At 72.9% G+C, this 16,025-nt stretch carries 15 protein-coding genes; 6 read left to right on the forward strand and 9 right to left on the reverse strand.

Annotated features, from left to right (window positions below; translation table 11 throughout):
* Nucleotides 1-168: 168 nt before the first annotated feature.
* Both B0I33_RS19910 and B0I33_RS19915 read right to left on the reverse strand, forming a co-directional pair.
* Nucleotides 169-846, reverse strand: a complete 678-nt coding sequence (locus B0I33_RS19910) for an acVLRF1 family peptidyl-tRNA hydrolase (protein ID WP_106180340.1) — start codon at nt 844-846, stop codon at nt 169-171.
* Between the two features lie 10 nt (nt 847-856).
* Entirely contained in the window at nt 857-2,422 is a 1,566-nt protein-coding gene (locus B0I33_RS19915; RefSeq protein WP_106180341.1) for a deoxyguanosinetriphosphate triphosphohydrolase family protein, read from the reverse strand.
* A gap of 49 nt (nt 2,423-2,471) precedes the next feature.
* Here B0I33_RS19915 and B0I33_RS19920 point away from each other — a divergent pair, with 49 nt between their 5' ends.
* Entirely contained in the window at nt 2,472-3,623 is a 1,152-nt protein-coding gene (locus tag B0I33_RS19920; protein ID WP_106180342.1) for a lycopene cyclase family protein, read from the forward strand.
* 34 nt (nt 3,624-3,657) lie between these two features.
* Here the strand turns inward: B0I33_RS19920 and B0I33_RS19925 are convergent, their stop codons facing one another.
* The 7 genes from B0I33_RS19925 to B0I33_RS19955 all read right to left on the reverse strand — a co-directional run bounded on the left by B0I33_RS19925 (nt 3,658) and on the right by B0I33_RS19955 (nt 10,335).
* Nucleotides 3,658-4,092, reverse strand: coding sequence for a metal-sulfur cluster assembly factor (locus B0I33_RS19925; RefSeq protein WP_106180343.1), 435 nt, complete (start codon nt 4,090-4,092; stop codon nt 3,658-3,660).
* 46 nt (nt 4,093-4,138) lie between these two features.
* Entirely contained in the window at nt 4,139-4,603 is a 465-nt protein-coding gene (gene sufU / locus B0I33_RS19930) for a Fe-S cluster assembly sulfur transfer protein SufU (RefSeq protein ID WP_106180344.1), read from the reverse strand.
* A complete protein-coding gene (locus B0I33_RS19935; protein ID WP_106180345.1) occupies nt 4,603-5,898 on the reverse strand; it encodes a cysteine desulfurase in 1,296 nt (431 codons plus the stop codon). Before B0I33_RS19935 ends, sufU begins: the two co-directional genes overlap by 1 nt.
* Before the next feature lie 35 nt (nt 5,899-5,933).
* The gene (gene sufC, locus B0I33_RS19940) at nt 5,934-6,704 is read right to left on the reverse strand and encodes a Fe-S cluster assembly ATPase SufC (protein ID WP_106180346.1); all 771 of its coding nucleotides are present in this window, start codon (nt 6,702-6,704) and stop codon (nt 5,934-5,936) included.
* A 50-nt stretch (nt 6,705-6,754) separates the two neighbouring features.
* Nucleotides 6,755-7,930, reverse strand: coding sequence for a Fe-S cluster assembly protein SufD (sufD, locus tag B0I33_RS19945; RefSeq protein WP_106180347.1), 1,176 nt, complete (start codon nt 7,928-7,930; stop codon nt 6,755-6,757).
* 1 nt (nt 7,931) lies between these two features.
* Complete coding sequence (sufB, locus tag B0I33_RS19950) at nt 7,932-9,380, reverse strand: Fe-S cluster assembly protein SufB (RefSeq protein WP_106180348.1); 1,449 nt, start codon at nt 9,378-9,380, stop codon at nt 7,932-7,934.
* 169 nt (nt 9,381-9,549) lie between these two features.
* On the reverse strand, nt 9,550-10,335 hold the full coding sequence (locus B0I33_RS19955) for a helix-turn-helix transcriptional regulator (protein WP_146147537.1): 786 nt from the start codon (nt 10,333-10,335) through the stop codon (nt 9,550-9,552).
* A gap of 130 nt (nt 10,336-10,465) precedes the next feature.
* Between B0I33_RS19955 and mptB the strand changes: the two genes are divergently transcribed.
* The 5 genes from mptB to B0I33_RS19980 all read left to right on the forward strand — a co-directional run bounded on the left by mptB (nt 10,466) and on the right by B0I33_RS19980 (nt 16,018).
* Nucleotides 10,466-12,085: a polyprenol phosphomannose-dependent alpha 1,6 mannosyltransferase MptB gene (mptB, locus tag B0I33_RS19960; RefSeq protein ID WP_106180541.1), complete on the forward strand. Its 1,620-nt coding sequence runs from the start codon at nt 10,466-10,468 to the stop codon at nt 12,083-12,085.
* A 23-nt stretch (nt 12,086-12,108) separates the two neighbouring features.
* Nucleotides 12,109-13,032 carry an ABC transporter ATP-binding protein gene (locus B0I33_RS19965; RefSeq protein WP_106180349.1) on the forward strand — a complete coding sequence of 308 codons (924 nt, stop codon included), beginning with the start codon at nt 12,109-12,111 and terminating at the stop codon, nt 13,030-13,032.
* Nucleotides 13,029-13,832 carry an ABC transporter permease gene (locus tag B0I33_RS19970; protein ID WP_245900856.1) on the forward strand — a complete coding sequence of 268 codons (804 nt, stop codon included), beginning with the start codon at nt 13,029-13,031 and terminating at the stop codon, nt 13,830-13,832. The genes B0I33_RS19965 and B0I33_RS19970 overlap by 4 nt, the downstream gene beginning before the upstream one ends.
* 128 nt (nt 13,833-13,960) lie before the next feature.
* Nucleotides 13,961-14,935, forward strand: a complete 975-nt coding sequence (locus B0I33_RS19975; RefSeq protein ID WP_106180350.1) for a COX15/CtaA family protein — start codon at nt 13,961-13,963, stop codon at nt 14,933-14,935.
* A gap of 135 nt (nt 14,936-15,070) precedes the next feature.
* Nucleotides 15,071-16,018, forward strand: a complete 948-nt coding sequence (locus B0I33_RS19980) for an acyl-CoA desaturase (protein ID WP_106180351.1) — start codon at nt 15,071-15,073, stop codon at nt 16,016-16,018.
* Nucleotides 16,019-16,025 lie beyond the last annotated feature (7 nt).

A 16,025-nucleotide genomic window follows, 5' to 3' on the forward strand; every position in this document is an offset into this window, starting at 1 on the left:
ATGCGGCGTTCGGTGCGTTCGGCGCACCCAATGCGGCATCCGGTACGTCCAACGCACCCAATGCGGCATCCGGTACGTCCAACGCACCCAATGCGGCATCCGGTGCGTTCGGCGCACCCAATGCGGCATTCGGTGCGTCCAACGCACCCACTGTGGCATTGGGGAGCTTCAGGCGGGGTCGCGGACGACGATCTCCACGGAGCGGGCGCGGCCGGCCGCCTCGTCGAGCACCGTGCGGCGCGGTTCGCCGAGGTCGGGCAACGTGGTCACGGCCAGCGCGAACACCCGCTCCAGCCTCGGGTCGCGGCGCAGCTCGTCGAGCGCCTTCCGGTCCCCGCCGAGCACGACGCCGTCGAGCTCGCCCAGGTGCGGGCCGAGCACGTCGAGGGCGTCGTCCGCCGCCGCGCGCAGCGCCTGCCTCGCCTGCCCTTCCCTGCGGCGGGCGAACCGCTGTTGCGACCATCCGCCCGCCGCGCTGCGGCCGTGCACGAGGTGCCGGTCGGTGCGGGAGACGAGCACGCGGCCGCCCTCGGCGACGCCGACGCTGTGCCCGCCGAGCCGGACCAGCAGCAGCCCGAGCCGCCGCGGCACCCCGGCGTGCTCGACCAGCGGCGCCACCGCCAGCCCCGGCCGCACCTCCCCGGCCGCGCCCGGCAGCGGCGGGAACGGGACGCGCGCCGTGGCCGTGGTGCCGTCGCCCCCGGTCACCACCACCCGCTCGGGACGGAGCACGGTCTCCCGCACCCCGTCGTTGCGCTCGGCGAACCGGGCGAACCAGCGATCCAGTCGCTCGGGTTCCACCTCGACGGCCCGGCCGCCACCACTCACCGCACGCGTGCGCGCCACGACCGCCTCCTCACAGGACGAAGGACTCCGACCACGGCTGGGCCGTGCGGCCCTCGATGGCGTCGAGCATCCGGACGGCCTGGTTGTCGGTCAGCGAAGCCACGAAGTCCACCACCGCCCTGCCCCGGGCGAGCCCGCGGACGGCGTCGGTGCCCTCGACCGGCTCCCCGGTGGCACCGACCAGCAGGTCGGGGGCGCGACGCGCGAGGCTCGCGTACTCCGCCCCGGCGACCTCGACCAGGTCGTGCAGCCTGCGCGGCAGCCGCGACGCCTCGTCCCGGTCGGCCAGCCACGCGTCGAGCGCGTCCACCAGCGATGCCAGCACGTTGGCCTGGCCGCGCTGGTGCAGGGCCAGGTCGGCGCGGAGCAGCACGAACCGGCGGTGCACGAACTTCAGCACCTGCACCTCGTGCCACTGCGCGGGACGCAGGGTCACGTGGCCGGTGCGCGTCGACGGGGCCGGGGTCACCAGGACGCCGTCGACGAGCCGGGCCGACCAGCGGGCGGAGAACGCCGCCAGCGCCTGCTCCGCCTCGATCGATCCGTCGAACGGGCTGGCGAGCAGGTCGTCGACCAGTTCGGCCCGCACCCGCGCGACCGCCTGCGCGAACGCGTCGTCGTCGACGATCCACGAGTCCTTGGCGTGCATGCGGCGGCGCAGCAGCTCCAGCGAGCGGCCCGGCTTGCGGTCCGCCGACCGCAGCTGCGCTTCGCTGAGCTCGGCCAGCTCCCCCACCCGCGCCAGCCACTGGCCGAGCTCGGTGGCCACCGAGGCGTGCTGCAGCACCCCGATGCGGTGGAAGTCCTGCAGGTCGTGGATGGCGTAGGCGATGTCGTCGGCCATGTCCATCACCGACGCCTCCACCGTCTGCTGCCAGTGCTCGACCCGCCCCGTGAACGGGGCCCTGGCCTGCACGAGGTCGTCCAGCTCGGTGCTGTAGGCGGAGAACTTGCTCGACCCCGTGCCGGGTGCGCCGTCCGGCTCGCCCGCGCCCCTCGGCGGCACCCGCATCCGGGCGGGGTGCGGGTCCGGGAAGTGCAGCCGCGCCCACGGGTACTTGAGCAGCGCCGCCCGCGCGGCCGCGGTGAGGTTGAGCCCGACCGGGGTGGGTCCGCCGACCTCGGTCGTGGTGACGATCCGGAACGTCTGCGCGTTGCCCTCGAAGCCGTCGGCCAGGCCGTAGCGGTGGCGGGCGATCCGGTCCAGCACCTGCTCCCCGAGATGGCCGAACGGGGGGTGACCGAGGTCGTGCCCCAGCGCGGCGGCCTCCGCCACGTCGGGGTCGCACCCGCCGAGCTTCGCCACGAGCTCGCGGGAGTCCTCGGCTCCGGTGATCCGCTCGGCGATCGCCCTGGCCACCTGCGCGACCTTGAGGCTGTGCGTGAGCCGGTTGTGCAGCAGACCGGAGCCACCCGCGCTGACCACCTGCGTGACGCCGCCGAGCCGCGCGAAGAACGGGGAGGCCGCGATGCGGTCCCGGTCGATCCGGAAGGGGCTGCCCGCCAGGTCGGTCAGGCCGGGCGGGGCCGGCTCGGCGTCCCTGCGCTCCGTTCGGGGATCCGGCGCTGCTGACATAGCTGACACCCTAGGTGACCTGCCGCGCCAGACGTGGTGTGATCACCGGGTGGCGGACGTCGTCGTGCTCGGGGCGGGCCCCGCCGGGCTGGCGCTCGCGGGGGCGTGCGCCCGGGCGGGGCTGCACACGGTCGTGGCCGACCCCGACCCGCACCGCCCGTGGGCACGGACGTTCGGCCTGTGGCGCGACGAGCTGCCCGGCCTGCCCGCCGGGGCGGTCGCGGCCGCACCGGGCACCGCGCTGGCGGCGGGGCGGGAGCCGCACCCCGTGCCCCGCGAGTACGTGGTGCTGGACAACGCCGGGCTGCGCCGGTGGCTGGCCGACGACCGGGTCCGGCTGGTGAGCGGGCGCGCGGTGGCGGTACGGCACGGCGGCGCGGGCTCGTCGGTGGAGCTCGCGTCCGGCGAGCGGCTCCCGGCCAGGGTGGTCGCGGACGCCCGCGGCGCACCCGCCCGCCGGGTCCCCGGCGCCGAGCAGGTGGCCTACGGCCTGGTGCTGCCCGCGCGGGCGCTCCCCGGAGCGGACGACACGGCGGTGTTCATGGACTGGCGCGGCATCCCGCCGGGACCGGACCCCAGCTTCCTGTACCGGGTGCCGCTCGGCGACGGTCGCGTGCTGGCCGAGGAGACCTCGCTGGCGCGCAGGCCGGGGCTGGACCCGGCGGTGCTGGCCCGGCGGCTGCGCCGGCGGCTGGCGGCCGCCGGGGTGGACACCTCGGGGTGCTCCGAGGTGTCCGAGGAGCTGGTCCGGATCCCGCTCGACACGCCGCCGCCCCGGCCGGGGCGCACCGTGCCGTTCGGGGCCGCCGCCGGTCTCGTCCACCCGGCGACCGGGTACAGCGTGGCGGCGTCGCTGATTCTCGCACCGCGGGTGGCGGGCGCGATCGCCACCACGCTGCCGAGGGGTCCGGTAGCGGCGGTGCGGGCGGCCCGCGGGGAGGTGTGGTCGCCGAGCGCGCTGGCCGTGCACGTGCTGCGGCGGCACGCGCTGCGCGCGCTGCTCGCCCTGCCGCCCCGGGAGGTGCCGGGGTTCTTCGACGTGTTCTTCGCGCTGCCCGCCGAGCGGCAGCGCGCCTTCACGTCGGGCCGGGAGGATCTGCCGGGAACGGCGGCGGCGATGGCCGCCCTGTTCCGGTCGGTTCCGGGGCGGCTGCGGCCCACGCTGGCCGGGTTCGGCAGGCCCCGGCCCGCCCGCGCGTGAGCACGTCGGCACGCACGCGCGGGCGAGCGGGCGGTCAGACCGTGAAGCCGAGGGCGCGCAGCTGCTCGCGGCCCTCGTCGGTGATCTTCTCCGGGCCCCACGGCGGCATCCACACCCAGTTGATGCGGAAGTCGGAGACGAGCCCGGCGCCGCCGGTGAGCACCGACGCCGTCTGGTCCTCGATCACGTCGGTCAGCGGGCAGGCCGCCGACGTCAGCGTCATGTCGATGGTGGCGGTGTTGTCCGGCTCCACCCGGATGCCGTACACGAGGCCGAGGTCGACGACGTTGATGCCGAGCTCGGGGTCGACCACGTCGCGCATGGCCTCCTCGACGTCCTCGACCTTGGCGACGTCCGCGCTCGGCCGCGCCTGCTCGGGCAGGTCCGCGGCCGTGCGGCCGTCCCGGTGCTCCGGAGCCGGGTTCTCCGGATTCTCCGTGGTGGTGGCCTGGGTCTGTTCCTCGGTCATGAGCCTTCCACTCCCGTTCTTCGCGTCGCGGCAGCGCCGACGGCCGCTAGTCGATCACGGTCTTCGCCGCACGGTCGCCGTGCGGTGTCTGCGCCAGCGCGTCCTTGAACGCCATCCAGCCGAGCAGCGCGCACTTCACGCGGGCCGGGTACTTGGCGACACCGGCGAACGCGACGCCGTCCTCCAGCACGTCCTCGTCCGGCTCGACCTGCCCCCGGCCCTGCATCAGCTCGACGAAGGCGTCCATCGTGCCCAGCGCCTCGTCGACGGTGTGCCCGACGACGAGGTCGGTGAGCACCGACGTCGCGGCCTGGCTGATCGAGCAGCCCTGGCCCTCGTACGAGACGTCGTCGATCGTGCCGTCGCCGACCCGGACACGCAGCGTCACCTCGTCGCCGCACGTCGGGTTGACCTGGAACGACTCACCGTCGTAGGGCTCCCGCAGGCCGCGGCCGTGCGGGTTCTTGTAGTGATCCAGGATGATCTCCTGGTACATGTTCTCCAGGTCCATCAGCGCACCCCGAAAAACCTCTGCGCCTCGCGCACACCCTCCACCAGGGCGTCCACTTCGGACACATCGTTGTACAGGTAGAACGAGGCGCGCACCGTCGCGGGCACGCCCATCCTGCGGTGCAGCGGCCACGCGCAGTGGTGGCCGACGCGCACCGCGATGCCGAGGCTGTCCAGGACCTGGCCCGCGTCGTGCGGGTGCACCCCGTCCACGACGAACGACACCGCGCCGCCACGCAGCTCCGTGCCGGCAGGCCCGATCACCCGGACCCCGGGAAGCCCGGCCAGCCCGGCGAGCGCCCGCTCCGTGAGCACGTGCTCGTGCGCGGCGACGCGGTCCATGCCGATCGCGGACAGGTAGTCCACGGCGGCCCCGAGGCCCACGGCCTGCGACGTCATCGGCACCCCGGCCTCGAACCGCTGCGGCGGCGGCGCGAAGGTCGAGCTCTCCATCCGCACCATCTCGATCATCGAGCCGCCGGTGAGGAACGGCGGCATCGCGTCGAGCAGCTCCCGCCGCCCGTAGAGCACACCGATCCCGGACGGGGCCAGCATCTTGTGCCCGGAGAACACCGCGAAGTCCACGTCCAGCTCGTGCAGGTCCACCGGCGCGTGCGGCACCGACTGGCAGGCGTCCAGCAGCGTCAGCGCCCCGACCTGCCGTGCGCGCTCCACGATCGGCGCGGGCGGGTTGACGGTGCCGAGCACATTGGACTGGTGGGTGAACGCCACCATCTTGGTGCGTTCGTTGACGAGCTCACCGAGGTTCGACAGGTCCAGCCTGCCCTCGTCGGTGACCCCGAACCAGCGCAGCGTCGCCCCGGTCCGCTGGCACAGCTGCTGCCACGGCACGAGGTTGGCGTGGTGCTCCATCTCGGTCACCACGACCTCGTCGCCGGGAGCGAGCGTGAACCGCTCCATCTCCGGGCCCGCGGTGGCCGCGTTGCTCATCGCGTACGCGACCAGGTTCACGCCCTCGGTGGCGTTCTTGGTGAACACCAGCTCGCCCGGCACCGCGCCGACGAACTCGGCGATGCGTGCCCTGGCGTCCTCGTAGGCGTCGGTCGCCTCCTCGGCGAGCTGGTGCGCACCCCGGTGCACGGCCGCGTTCGCCGTCTCCAGGAACCGCCGCTCGGCGTCGAGCACCGGGACGGGACGCTGCGAGGTCGCCCCGGAGTCCAGGTAGACCAGCGGCTTCCCGTCGCGGACGGTGCGGGACAGGATCGGGAAGTCGGCGCGCACCGCGGCGACATCCAGGGGCAGCGAGTCAGCGGTGCCTGGCAGGGTCGTGCTCATCGCGCCAACTCCTTTCGTCCTCCTGCGCGCCCGGCTCAGACGGCCGCGGCGTCGGCCTTCTCGATGTAGGCGACGTAGCCGTTCTCCTCCAGGTCGTCGGCGAGCTCCTTACCGCCCGACTCGACGATCCGGCCACCGGCGAACACGTGCACGTAGTCCGGGTGGATGTGCTTGAGGATCCGCGTGTAGTGCGTGATCAGCATGACGCCGACGTCGTTGTTCGCGGTGTACTCGTTGACGCCCTCGGACACGACGCGCAGCGCGTCGACGTCGAGCCCGGAGTCGGTCTCGTCGAGGATCGCGAACTTCGGCCGGAGCAGGGCCAGCTGCAGGATCTCGTGCCGCTTCTTCTCGCCGCCGGAGAAGCCCTCGTTGACGCTGCGCTCGGCGAACTCGGCCGAGATGTCCAGCTTGGCCATCTCGTCCTTGACCTCCTTGACCCAGTGCCGCAGCTTCGGTGCCTCGCCGCGCACCGCGGTGGCCGCGGAACGGAGGAAGTTCGACATCGAGACGCCGGGCACCTCGACCGGGTACTGCATCGCGAGGAACAGCCCCGCGCGGGCGCGCTCGTCGACGCCCATGTCGAGCACGTTCTCGCCGTCGAGCAGCACCTCGCCGGAGGTGACCTCGTACTTCGGGTGCCCCGCGATGGCGTAGGACAGGGTCGACTTGCCCGAGCCGTTCGGGCCCATGATCGCGTGGGTCTCCCCCGAGCGGATCGTCAGGTTGACGCCTTTGAGGATCTCCTTGCTGCCCTCGTCGGTGACGACGCCGGCGTGCAGATCCTTGATTTCCAGTGTGGCCATGCCTCTTCGTTTCTCTCGTCAGTGGCTCAGAAGACGGTGGTGGAGCGCGCTCAGGCGCCGATCGCCTGCAGTTCGGCCTCGATCGCGTTCTCGAGCCGCTCGCGGACCTCCGGGATGTCGATCCTCATGAGGATCTCGTGGAAGAAGCCGCGCACGACCAGCCTGCGTGCCTGCTCCTCCGCGATTCCCCGCGACTGCAGGTAGAACAACTGCTCGTCGTCGAACCTTCCCGTCGCGCTCGCGTGCCCGGCGCCCTCGATCTCGCCGGTCTCGATCTCCAGGTTCGGCACCGAGTCGGCGCGGGCGCCCTCGGTGAGCACGAGGTTGCGGTTGAGCTCGAAGGTCTCGGTGCCCTCCGCCGCGGCGCGGATCAGCACGTCACCGATCCACACGGCGTGGGCGCCGTCGCCCTGCAGTGCCCCCTTGTAGAGCACGTTGGACTTGCAGTGCGGGGCCTCGTGGTCGACGAACAGCCGGTGCTCCTGGTGCTGGCCGGTGTCGGCGAAGTAGAGGCCGAGCATGTCGACGTCGCCGCCGGGGCCCGCGAACGTGGCCGTGGGGCTGACCCGCACGAGGTCGCCGCCCAGCGTGACGACGATGTGCTTGAGCGTGGCGTCGCGGCCGAGCCGCAGGTGCTGCTCGGACACGTGCACGGCGTCGTCGGCCCAGTCCTGCACGCTGACCACGGTGAGCTGCGCGCCGTCGCCGATCACGAACTCGACATTGTCGGCGTAGGTGCCGGAGCCGACGTGGTCGAGCACGATCGCCGCCTCCGCGAACCGCTCGGCGCGGACCTGCACGTGCCCGAACGCGGTCCTGCCCTCGCCGGGGCCGGTGATCCGGACGACCGTCGGCTTCGAGGCCTTGGTCTCCTTCGGCACGGTCACGAGCGTGGCGCCGGTGAACGCCGAGTACGCCTGCGCGGCGACCCGGTCGGAGGGCGTGCCCGCCTCGCCGAGGCGGGCATCGTCCCGGCCGACGGTCTCGACCCGCACCTCGGGCGCGGCCTCGGCGTCGACCTTGACCTCACCGGTGGCGGCCGCGGAGCCGTCGTGCAGGCCCCGCAGCCGCTTCATCGGGGTGAACCGCCAGTTCTCCTCGCGCCCGCCCGGGACCTCGAAGGCCTCGACGTCGTAGGAGGAGAACCGCTCCCCGCGGGAGGTCGCGGGGACGACCGCTTCGGCGGCCGAGGCTGTGTTGGCGGTGTTTTCCTCAGTCACCGTCATGTCAGCCGACGGCTCCTTCCATCTGCAGCTCGATCAGGCGGTTCAGTTCCAGCGCGTACTCCATGGGCAGCTCGCGGGCGATCGGCTCGACGAACCCGCGCACCACCATCGCCATCGCCTCGTCCTCGGTGAGGCCACGCGACATCAGGTAGAACAGCTGGTCCTCGCTGACCTTGGACACGGTGGCCTCGTGGCCCATGGACACGTCGTCGTTGCGGATGTCCACGTACGGGTACGTGTCCGACCGCGAGATCGTGTCCACCAGCAGCGCGTCGCACTTCACCGTGGACCGCGAGTGGTGCGCCCGCTTGGCGACCTTCACCAGGCCGCGGTAGGACGTGCGGCCGCCGCCCCTGGCCACCGACTTCGACACGATGGTCGAGGACGTGTGCGGCGCGAGGTGCTCCATCTTGGCGCCCGCGTCCTGGTGCTGGCCCTCGCCCGCGAACGCGACCGAGAGGACCTCGCCCTTGGCGTGCTCGCCCATCAGGAAGACCGACGGGTACTTCATGGTGACCTTGGAGCCGATGTTGCCGTCGACCCACTCCATGGTCGCGCCCTCTTCGGCCTTGGCGCGCTTGGTGACCAGGTTGTAGACGTTGTTCGACCAGTTCTGGATCGTCGTGTAGCGGCAGCGGCCGCCCTTCTTCACGACGATCTCGACGACGGCCGAGTGCAGCGAGTCCGACTGGTAGATCGGCGCGGTGCAGCCCTCGACGTAGTGCACGTAGGCGTCCTCGTCGACGATGATCAGCGTCCGCTCGAACTGGCCCATGTTCTCCGTGTTGATCCGGAAGTAGGCCTGCAGCGGGATGTCGACGTGCACGCCCTTCGGCACGTAGATGAAGGAGCCGCCCGACCACACGGCGGTGTTCAGCGCGGAGAACTTGTTGTCACCGGCGGGGATGACGGAGCCGAAGTGCTCCTTGAAGATCTCCGGGTGCTCCCGCAGCGCCGTGTCGGTGTCGAGGAACAGCACGCCCTGCGACTCGAGGTCCTCCCGGATCTTGTGGTAGACGACCTCGGACTCGTACTGGGCGGCGACACCGGCGATCAGGCGCTGCTTCTCCGCCTCCGGGATGCCGAGCTTGTCGTAGGTGTTCTTGATGTCCTCGGGCAGCTCGTCCCAGCTGGTGGCCTGCTTCTCCGTGGACCGGACGAAGTACTTGATGTTGTCGAAGTCGATGCCCGACAGGTCGGCGCCCCAGTTCGGCATCGGCTTGCGCTCGAACAGCTTGAGCGCCTTGAGACGCGTCTCGCGCATCCACTCGGGCTCGTCCTTCTTCTCCGAGATCTCGGAGACGACGTCCTCGTTCAGGCCACGCCGGGCCTTCGCACCGGCCTCGTCCGGGTCGGCCCAGCCGAACGCGTACTTGCCAAGGGAGTCGATGGTCTCTTCCTGGCTCAGCTGCGCGGTGGTGGGATTGCGCTGCTCGGCAGCGGCAGTCATGCGGTTGTCCCTCCATTCGGAGCACGGTCATCCACGTGCGCGGCGACGGATGCGGGCAGCCAGGCGGCACCTGCGCGGCCCTGCCCCGCCACGGCAGCCGCATACCCGGGCCGCCGGTGACCGAAGCATCGCCACGACGCGTGCGTCGTCCTCACTTCTCGCTCCGTTCTCACGTTCGTCGATGACTTTCTTGCATACCCGGCGGGCTGTCCGCGGGTACGTGTGTGGTGCACGCGGCGTCACCGCGTGCGATGGTCGCCAGCCGCTGCACATGGGTCCCGAGCAGCTCGGCGAAGGCCTCCGTCTCGGCCTCGCACAGCTGCGGGAACTCGGCTGCCACGTGGGCGACCGGGCAGTGGTGCTGGCAGAGCTGCTCGCCCACGCCGACCCTGCGGGTCGACGCAGCGTAGCCCTCCCTGGTCAGGGCGGTGGCGAGGGCCTCCGCCCTGGTCGCGGGATCGCCGCTGCGCGTGATCGCGTCCCGGTGGGGTTCCACCAGTGACGCGACGCGCCGCTCGGCGAACGCGCGCACCGCCTCCTCGCCCGCGTGCTCGGCGAGGAACCGGATGGCGGACACCGCCAGGTCGTCGTAGGCGTGCCCGAACCGGGCTCGGCCCTGCTCGGTGAGCAGGAACAACTTGGCCGGTCGGCCCCGGCCCCTCGGGCCCCGCCGAGGCGCGTTCCTGGTCTCGGCCTCGTGGTCGGCGACCAGCGCGTCCAGATGCCTGCGCACCGCGGTGGGACTGATCCCCAGTTCCTCCGCGACGGCCACCGCCGACAGGGGTCCCTGCTCGAGGAGCAGGCGGGCGACCTCGTGCCTGGTCCTGCCCTCGACCGAAGAGGCGGGGGCGGCCGGGGGCCCGGGGGCGCCGGAGGCCGGCTGGGCAGGGAGGTCCGCAGGCACGGGCCGCACGCCCGCCTGCTCACCGGTCTCCCGGGCTCCCTGCTTTTTCACAACATAAGTGTGTCGTATTTCGCGGCCCCCGGCAAAGGGACACGAAATCCGAGTGACCGGACTCACGTCCAGCGGCACTCGATACGCTCTCGTGGTGGTTTCGGGCAAGAGCGGGACGCGGCAGCAGGACGTGCGCGACGGGCACGCCGCCGTCCCCGGGGCCGCCGTCCGCTCCCCCGTGCACCCCGGCGACCCGGAACCGCTCGACGCGGGCGAGGTCCGCGCGCTGAACGTCGTGCGCACGCTGGGCACGGTCGGCTCGCTGCTGCTGGCGTTCGGGGCGCTGGGCGCGGGCGCGGCGCCGGTGCTCAACCCCGTGCTCGGAATCCCGGTGCTCCGGCTGTTCGCCCGCATCCCCACCGTGTCGCTGGCCGTCGCGTTCGCCGGGATGGGCCTCATGGTGCTCGCCTGGCTGCTGCTCGGCCGGTTCGCCCGGCCGAGACGGGCGCGGCTGGCGAGCGACGGGCAGCTGCTGCGCACGCTGGCGGCGTGGGTGATCCCGCTGGCCCTGATCCCCCCGCTGTTCTCCCGGGACGTCTACAGCTACCTCGCCCAGAGCGAGATCGTGCACCGCGGGATGGATCCCTACGCCATGGGCCCCGCGGAGGCGCTCGGCGTCGCCGACCCGCTCACCGCGGGCGTGTCCAACCTGTGGCGGGAGACGCCCGCTCCGTACGGGCCGCTGTTCTTGCAGGTGGGCAGCTGGATCTCGGCGGTCGTCGGCACCAACGTGGCGGCGGGCGTGCTGTGGCAGCGGGCCCTCGCGCTCGCCGGCCTCGGCCTCATCCTGTGGGCGCTGCCCCGGCTCGCGCGCCGGTTCGGGGTGCAGCCCGCCACCGCGCTGTGGCTCGGGGCGCTCAACCCGCTCGTGCTCTTCCACCTGGTGGCGGGCGCGCACAACGAGGCGCTGGGGATCGGGCTGATGCTGGCCGGGCTGGAGATCGGGATCCGGCGGCTGCCGATCCGGGTCGCCGGGGACAGCCCGCCCCCGCTGGCGCCCGGCGAACTGCGCCACCTCGTGCTGGGGGCGGTGGTGATCTCGCTCGCCGCGATGGTGAAGATCCACGCCGTCGTCGCGCTGGGCTTCTTCGGGGTGATGATCGCGCGGCGCTGGCACGGCCGGATCACCGATCTGCTGCGTGCGGCCGCGCTGATGCTCACCGTCTTCGCCGTGGTGACCGTGGCCGTCGGGTTCAGCACCGGTCTCGGCTTCGGCTGGGTCGGGGCGCTGGGCACGCCCAGCGTCGTGTGGAGCTGGATCTCGCCGATCGCCGAGCTGGGCCAGATCGGCGGTGTGCTCGGGGTCGCGCTCGGGCTCGGCAACCACACCGCGGCGGTGATCGCGATCCTCGGCATGCTGGGCTACCTCGTGGCGGCCGCGATCACGGTCAAGTTCCTGTGGGACAGCTTCCGCTGGCGCTACCGGCCGATCATCGGCCTCGGCGTGTCGCTGGGCGCCTTCATGATGCTGCACGTGGCCATGCAGCCGTGGTGGCTGCTGTGGGCGGTGATCCCGCTCGCCGCGGCGGCGGGCACCTCCCGCTTCCGCGTGGCGGCGACCGCTCTCAGCGTGGTGCTCGCGCTGGTGATCCCGCCGACCGGCAGCACGTTCGACGGGCGGTCCTACATCCTGCCGCAGGCCTACGTCGCGGGCGGGCTCATCATCCTCGGCGCGGCACTCGCGACGTGGCGTGCGGCGCCGCTGCTGTTCCGCCGGCGCGCGGACGGGACACCCGCCGACGCGAGCTAGCACACGCCGTACCCTTGGTTTCCGTGGGTGACGCCGTCGAGATCACCGGACTGGTGAAGCGCTTCGGGTCCGTGACCGCGGTCGACGGCCTCGATCTGAAGATGCCGCGCGGCGGGCTGCTCGCCCTGCTCGGCCCGAACGGCGCGGGCAAGACCACCACCGTGGAGATCTGCGAGGGTTTCGTCCGCCCGGACGAGGGCACCGTGCGCGTGCTCGGGCTCGACCCGCGCCGCGACGGCACGGCGCTGCGGCCCCGGATCGGGGTCATGCCCCAGGGCGGCGGTGCCTACCCCGGAGTCCGCGCCGAGGAGATGCTGGGACTCGTGGCGGCGTGCGCGGCCGACCCGCTCGACCCCGCGTGGCTGCTCGACGTGCTCGGCCTCGGCGGCGCCCGGCGCACGCCGTTCAAGCGGCTCTCCGGCGGCCAGCAGCAACGGCTGTCCCTGGCGTGCGCGCTCGTCGGCAGGCCGGAGCTGGTGTTCCTCGACGAGCCGACCGCGGGCATGGACCCGCAGGCGCGGCGCCTGGTGTGGGACCTGCTGGAGGCGCTGCGCGCCGACGGCGTGAGCGTGCTGCTCACCACGCACCTTATGGAGGAGGCGGAGACGCTCGCCGACGACATCGTCATCGTCGACCGCGGGCGGGTGATCGCGCAGGGGTCGCCGAGCGCGCTGACCGCCGAGCACGCGGACGACGCCCAGCTGCGGTTCCGGGCCAGGCCGGGTCTCGACACCGAGCTGCTGTCCGCCGCGCTGCCCGAGGGCTACCTGGTGCGCGAGTCCGCGCCCGGCGCCTACCGGGTCGCCGGGATCGTCGACCCGCAGGTCGTGTCCACGGTGACCGCGTGGTGCGCGCAGCAGGGCGTGCTCGCCGAGGAGCTGCACGTGGGCAAGCGGGACCTGGAAGAGGTCTTCCTCGAACTGACCGGACGGGAGCTGCGCACGTGACGACCACGCCGTCCGCCGGCCGGCCGCGCTTCGCGCCGGGGACCTTCACCCCCGCGCCCGGGAGCGGGCGGCGCGGCCGGATGCTGCTGACCCACGCGCGGGTGGAGACCAGCCTCACCCTGCGGCACGGCGAGCAGATCCTGCTGACCCTGCTCATCCCGCTTGCCCTGCTCGTCGGCCTCAGCCTGCTCGACATCCTGCCCACCGAGGGGTCCCTCGCCCGCGTGGACTGGATCACGCCGCGGATCCTCGCCCTCGCGGTCATGTCCTCGGCGTTCACCGGACAGGCCATCGCACTGGGCTTCGACCGCAGGTACGGCGTGCTCAAGCGGTTGTCGGCGACCGCGCTGCCGCGCTGGCTGCTGGTGGCGGGCCGGCTCGCCGCCGCGCTCGTCGTCGTCGCGCTGCAGGTGGTGGTGCTCGGTGCGGTCGCCGCGCTGCTCGGCTGGGCGCCCAGCCTTTCCGGCGCCGCCTACGGAGTGGTGCTGCTCGTCGCGGGCACCCTGAGCTTCGGGGCGCTCGGTGTCCTGCTGGGCGGCTCCCTGCGCCCCGAGCTCGTGCTGGCGCTGGCGAACCTCGTGTGGTTCGTGCTGCTGCTGGCGGGCGGGATCCTGCTGGCCCCCGCGACGCTGCCCGGGGCGGCCGGGGACATCGTGGCGCTGCTGCCGTCCGGCGCGCTCGCCGAGGGCCTGCGGGCCGCCCTCACCGAGGGGACGGTGAGCTGGAGGCCGCTGGCCGTGCTGGCCGCATGGGGCGCTGTGGCCGCCGCCCTCGCCACCCGCACCACCCGCCTCACCTGACCACCACCCCGCCCACGGCGCGCGGGCGGTGAAGGCCACCATCAGTGCGCCGAACGCACCCGGGGTGGCCTTCACCGCGGGCGGGCACCGGCGCGAGCGGGCACTACGCACGGTCGTACACTCGGGCCGTGCAGCTCTCCTCGCTCGTCGCCCGCCTGCCGTACCCGTCGTGGGCGGTTCAGCGGGCGGTCGCCGTCGCCGCGATCGTCACCCAGGGCGGGATCGGCGTCACCGGGTCGATCGTGCGCGTCACCGGCTCCGGGCTCGGATGCCCGACCTGGCCGCAGTGCGTCTCCGGCAGCATGTTCCCCGTCGAGCATCCCGAGTACGAGACGCTCAACCAGTGGATCGAGTTCGGCAACCGGCTGCTGACGGGCGTGGTCATCCTGGTCGCCGCGCTGTGCGTGCTCGTCGCGTGGCGGGTGGTGCTCGACCACCCGGGGCGGCAGCGGCTGCTCCGGCTCGCGTGGGTCATGCCCGCCGGGGTGGTGGCCCAGGCCGCGATCGGCGGGCTGACCGTGCTGACCCACCTGTTGTGGTGGACGGTGGCCGTCCACTTCCTCGTCTCCAGCGTGCTGGTGTGGTTCTCCGTGCTGCTGTTGCACGCCTTCGGCGAGGGCGACGAGACACCCCGCTGGCGGGTCCCTCCCTCGGGCAGGGCGCTGCTGGTCGCGCTCGTCGCCGCGCTGGGCGCCGTGCTCGTCGCGGGCACCACCGTGACCGGCGCGGGACCGCACGGCGGCGACCCCGGCACCCCCCGCCTGCAGGCCCCGATCGAGGTGCTGGCGCAGGTGCACGGCGCGCTGCTCGTGGGCTACCTGGTGGTGCTCACCCTGCTGGGCCTGCGGTGGCTGCGCACGGGCGCGTCCGGGACGCTGTGGCGCCGCTACGCCGCCACCTGGGCCGTCTCGCTCGCCCAGGGCGGGGTCGGCAGCCTGCAGTACGCGCTGGGCGTGCCGGAGGCGCTGGTCTCCCTCCACGTCCTCGGCGCCGCGCTGGTCATCGTCGCGACCGCGTCGCTGTGGTGCGCCGCCCGCGACCGCGGCCCGGCCACCAGCAGGCACCCGGCCCCCACGGCCGAGGCGGCCGCCGCCGCCCGCTGACCCGACCTTCTCCCGGCCGTCACACTCCGGCCATTCCGCTGCCCCGATGCGCCGGTACCCTGTGTCGGCCCGCGTCCGAACGGGTACCAGTTCCGGTGACCAGCTCTTCCTGTCGATTCGAGGTCATACCGAGCCATGAGCACCTCCGCCGAAGCGCCCGCCACGACGAGCGGCTCCAAGCCGCTCGTCTCGGGCCGGCGCTCCACCACCGAGATGATCGTCCTCAAGGCGTTCCTGCTGATCCCGTTCCTCGCCCTGCTCGCCGCCGTTCCGTTCGCGTGGGGCTGGGGCCTCAACTGGGTCGACGTCGGGTTGGCCGTCGTCTTCTACACGGTGGCGACGCTCGGCGTCACGGTGGGCTACCACCGCTACTTCACCCACGGCGCGTTCAAGACGAACCGCCCGCTGCGCGTGGCCCTCGCCATCGCGGGCAGCATGGCCGTGCAGGGTTCGGTGATCTTCTGGGTCGCCAGCCACCGCAGGCACCACGCCTTCGCCGACCGGGAGGGCGACCCGCACTCCCCCTGGCTGTTCGGCACCTCTCCCGCCGCGCTGCTGCGCGGTTTCTGGCACGCGCACATGGGGTGGATGTTCAACCGCGAGGTCACGAACTACGAGCGGTTCGCCCCCGACCTGCTCGCCGACAGCGACCTGCGCCTGGTGAACCGGTTCTTCTGGCTGTGGATCACGCTGAGCCTCGCGCTCCCGGCGATCCTCGGCGGCCTGCTGACGTGGTCCTGGTGGGGAGCCGTGACCGCGTTCTTCTGGGCCGGCCTGGTCCGCATCGCGTTCCTGCACCACGTCACCTGGTCGGTGAACTCGATCTGCCACATGGTCGGCTCGCGCCCGTTCACCAGCCGGGACAAGGCCGCGAACTTCTGGCCGCTGGCGATCCTGTCGATGGGCGAGTCGTGGCACAACTCCCACCACGCCGACCCGACCTGCGCCCGGCACGGCGTCCTGCGCGGCCAGATCGACATCTCCGCACGGCTGATCTGGGTGTTCGAGAAGCTCGGCTGGGCGCGCAACGTCCGCTGGCCCAAGCCGGAGCGGCTCGCCGCCAAGCGCGCCACCCCGGCCTGACCGTCCG

The organism is Prauserella shujinwangii (assembly GCF_003001955.1).
GTDB classification, from domain to species: Bacteria; Actinomycetota; Actinomycetes; order Mycobacteriales; family Pseudonocardiaceae; genus Qaidamihabitans; species Qaidamihabitans shujinwangii.

Excerpts from the sequence above, each read along its gene's own strand:
- B0I33_RS19915 (WP_106180341.1), bottom strand. The coding sequence starts at position 2,422 with ATGTCAGCAGCGCCGGATCCCCGAACGGAGCGCAGGGACGCCGAGCCG.
- B0I33_RS19925 (WP_106180343.1), bottom strand. The coding sequence starts at position 4,092 with ATGACCGAGGAACAGACCCAGGCCACCACCACGGAGAATCCGGAGAAC.
- sufU (WP_106180344.1), bottom strand. The coding sequence starts at position 4,603 with ATGGACCTGGAGAACATGTACCAGGAGATCATCCTGGATCACTACAAG.
- B0I33_RS19935 (WP_106180345.1), bottom strand. The coding sequence starts at position 5,898 with ATGAGCACGACCCTGCCAGGCACCGCTGACTCGCTGCCCCTGGATGTC.
- sufC (WP_106180346.1), bottom strand. The coding sequence starts at position 6,704 with ATGGCCACACTGGAAATCAAGGATCTGCACGCCGGCGTCGTCACCGAC.
- sufD (WP_106180347.1), bottom strand. The coding sequence starts at position 7,930 with ATGACGGTGACTGAGGAAAACACCGCCAACACAGCCTCGGCCGCCGAA.
- sufB (WP_106180348.1), bottom strand. The coding sequence starts at position 9,380 with ATGACTGCCGCTGCCGAGCAGCGCAATCCCACCACCGCGCAGCTGAGC.
- B0I33_RS19980 (WP_106180351.1), top strand. The coding sequence starts at position 15,071 with ATGAGCACCTCCGCCGAAGCGCCCGCCACGACGAGCGGCTCCAAGCCG.